3 protein-coding genes and 1 pseudogene are annotated in these 3,274 nt (G+C 72.1%); 2 read left to right on the forward strand and 2 right to left on the reverse strand.

Annotation, left to right across the window (positions count from 1 at the left end; translation table 11 throughout):
• Positions 1-390: nitronate monooxygenase (locus J1C73_RS01355; protein ID WP_207314692.1), on the forward strand; the 390-nt coding region annotated here is incomplete at its 5' end.
• Positions 391-453: 63 nt separating this feature from the next.
• Positions 454-1,908, forward strand: a complete 1,455-nt coding sequence (locus J1C73_RS01360; RefSeq protein WP_207314693.1) for a sialate:H+ symport family MFS transporter — start codon at positions 454-456, stop codon at positions 1,906-1,908.
• Positions 1,909-1,930: 22 nt separating this feature from the next.
• On the opposite strand, the pseudogene J1C73_RS01365 reads toward J1C73_RS01360, so the two are convergent.
• Together J1C73_RS01365 and J1C73_RS01370 are read right to left on the reverse strand one after the other, a co-directional pair.
• Positions 1,931-2,251 (reverse strand): annotated as a pseudogene (locus J1C73_RS01365) (hotdog family protein); the annotation flags it as partial.
• Positions 2,252-2,323: 72 nt separating this feature from the next.
• The coding region (locus J1C73_RS01370; RefSeq protein WP_207314694.1) for an acetyl-CoA C-acyltransferase at positions 2,324-3,274 on the reverse strand (951 nt) is incomplete at its 5' end.

A 3,274-nucleotide genomic window follows, 5' to 3' on the forward strand; every position in this document is an offset into this window, starting at 1 on the left:
GCCGCCGACGCCACCGACCGGCCGCGCCCCGACGGCTCGGCGTTCGCCGATCTCGTCGAGGCGGTCCACGCGGCCGGCGCCCTGGTCATGGCCGATGTCTCCACCCTCGAAGAGGGGGTCGCCGCGGCCCGGCTGGGTGCGGACTTCGTCTCCACCACGCTGTCCGGCTACGTTCCCGGCACGCCGAAGCAGACCGGCCCCGACCTCGCTCTGGTCGCCGCGCTCTCGGCCGCGATCGACGTCCCGGTCGTCGCCGAAGGCCGTATCAACACCCCCGAGGAGGCGGCCGAGGCCCTGCAGCGCGGAGCACACAGCGTCGTCGTCGGCACCGCCATCACCGCTCCCACGGCCCTGACCGCCCGCTTCGTCGCGGGCATCGCCCGGCCCTGACCCTCCCCCACCACGCGGGGCGGCTGTTCAAGGGCGAGCGCCGTCCCGCATCCTGGAGTCACCGTGCAGACCACATCACCCCCCACGCTCCCCTGGTACCGCCAGGTCAGCCGCACCCAGTGGAAGTCGTTCTTCGCCGCCTGGATCGGCTATGTCCTCGACGGCTTCGACTTCGTGCTGATCACCCTCGTGCTGACCGAGATCAGTGACGAGTTCGGCCTGAGCACGGTTCAGGCCGCCAGCCTGATCTCCGGCGCGTTCATCACCCGCTGGCTGGGCGGGGCGGTGCTCGGCGCCATCGGTGACCGCTACGGCCGCAAGCTCTCCATGGTGCTGAGCATCCTGCTGTACTCGGTGGGTACCTTCGCCTGCGGGTTCGCCTGGAACTACCACAGCCTGTTCGCCGCCCGGCTGGCCATCGGCATGGGCATGGCCGGTGAGTACAGCGCCAGCGCCACATACGTCATGGAGAGCTGGCCCGCCGCGCTGCGCAGCCGGGCCAGCGGCTTCCTGATCTCCGGCTTCTCGGTCGGTTCGGTGCTCGCCGCCCAGGTCTACAACTGGGTGGTCCCCTCGCTCGGCTGGCGCTGGATGTTCTATCTGGGGCTCGTCCCGATAGCCATCGCGCTGTGGATGCGGCGCGCGCTGCCGGAGGCCGAGGAGTGGACGGAGTCCGTCGCGGAGAAGGGCGTCAGGCCCCATCCGTTCGGGCCGCTGTTCGTCACCCGCGGCCGGGCCACCGCCAACACGGTGCTGGTCGTCGTCGCCACGGTGTCGCTGTTCCTCGTCTTCACGCCCGGCGGCGCCGGGATGGTGCCGGTGCTCTCGGTGATCGCCGGTCTCTCGCTCGCCGCGTTCGCCGTGCAGTTGGGCGGGAAGCGCGGCTGGGTGCTGTATCTGTCGATGATCGTGACGCTGTTCTTCGCGTTCCTGTACTCGTGGCCGATCCAGGCCCTGCTGCCGACGTACCTGAAGACCGACCTGGGTTACAGCACGGACCAGGTCACCGACGTCCTGTACTTCGCGGGTTTCGGCACCATGGCCGGCTGCTGGGCCGCGGGCTTCCTGGGTGACCGGATCGGGGCGAAGAAGGCGTACGCGCTGACGCTGCTGGCCTCGCTCGCCTTCATCTATCCGGTGTTCGCCGTGCAGAACAATCTGCTGCTGCTCGGCATCCTGCTGTTCCTGCTCCAGGCGACGAGCTTCGGCATCTCCGGTCTGCTGCCGCGCTACATCGGCGGGCACTTCCCGACGGCGAGCCGGGGTGCCGCGCTCGGCTTCACGTACAACGTGGGCGCCCTCGGCGGGGCCGTCGCCCCGGTCCTCGGCGCGCATCTGGCCTCCGGCATGGACCTGGGGCGGGCACTGGCGGTGCTGACGTTCGCGGGCACGGTGATCGTGGTGGTGCTGGTCGGCTTCGACGTACCGGCGCGGCTGAACCGGCTGACGGACCCGGACTCCACGCCGGACCACCTCGCGGTGGCGCCGGCCGAGGAACCCGTGCACGCACGGTGGTAGGCCCCCATCTGGTCATTTCACGTCACGGGTAGAAGTGGGTCAGCGACTCGGCCACGCAGGCGGGCTTCACGGACCCCTCCAGCTCGAAGGTGAAGGCCCGGGTCATCCGTACCCCGCCGCGGGCGGCCTCCGTCACCGCGGTGGACCGCGGCGTGCGGCCGGACCCGGCCGCTGACCGGCACCGGACCCGGTTGACCGCGTAGTTGAGGGCGCGGCCCACTCCCCGTACCCGGAGCAGCTCACCGAACATCGGGATGCCCCAGCTCAGCACCATGTACCCGTGCGCGACGGTGCGGCCGTACGGGCCGGACGCCGCGCGCCCGACGTCGGTGTGGATCTGGTGCAGTGAGATGCCGTGCCTCTCAATGACCGGCCGGGCAGCCGGGAAGCACCCGCGGCGGGGTGGTGACCGCTCTCAGGCGGCGATGCGCTCGAAGACCGCGGCGAGGCCCTGGCCGCCGCCGATGCACATGGTCTCCAGGCCGTAGCGGGCCTCGCGGCGGTGCAGTTCCCTGGTCAGCGTGGCGAGGATGCGGGCGCCGGTGGCGCCGACCGGGTGGCCGAGGGAGACGCCGGAGCCGTTCACGTTGATCCGCTCCTCGTGGTCCTTCTCGCCGAGTCCCAGTTCGCGGGTGCAGGCCAGCACCTGGGCGGCGAAGGCCTCGTTGAGCTCGATCAGGTCCAGGTCGGCGAGGGTGAGCCCGGCGCGGGCGAGCGCCGTACGGGTGGCGGGGACGGGGCCGATACCCATGGTGGCGGCGGGCACCCCGGCGCGGGCGAAGGAGACCAGCCGGACGAGCGGGGTGAGGCCGAGCCGTTGCGCGGTGGCGGCGCTGGTCACCAGGCAGGCGGCGGCCGCGTCGTTCTGGCCGCTGGCGTTGCCCGCGGTGACGGTGGCCTCCGGGTCGGTCTTGCCCATGATCGGGCGCAGCGCCGCGAGCTGTTCGGCGGTGGTGTCGGGGCGCGGGTGCTCGTCGGCGCTGACCACCGTCTCGCCCTTGCGGGTCCGTACGGTGACGGGGACGGTCTCCGCCTCGTACCGCCCCTCGGCAGCGGCCCGGCCGGCGCGCCGCTGCGAGCGCAGGGCGAGGGCGTCCTGGTCGGCGCGGCTGATGCCGTACTCGCGGCGCAGGTTCTCGGCGGTCTCGATCATGCCGCCCGGCACGGGGTGGTTGACGCCGCCCGCGGTGACCCGGCCCCGGGCGAGCGAGTCGTGCAGCTGGAGGCCGGGTCCCTTGATGCCCCAGCGGCCGTCGTGCGTGTAGTAGGGGGCGGCGCTCATGACGTCGACCCCGCCCGCGATCACCACCTCGCTGAAGCCGGCCCTGATCTGCATCGCGGCTCCGGACTGCAGGCCGTCCTCGAC

The organism is Streptomyces laculatispora (assembly GCF_017353455.1).
Classification (GTDB): domain Bacteria; phylum Actinomycetota; class Actinomycetes; order Streptomycetales; family Streptomycetaceae; genus Streptomyces; species Streptomyces laculatispora.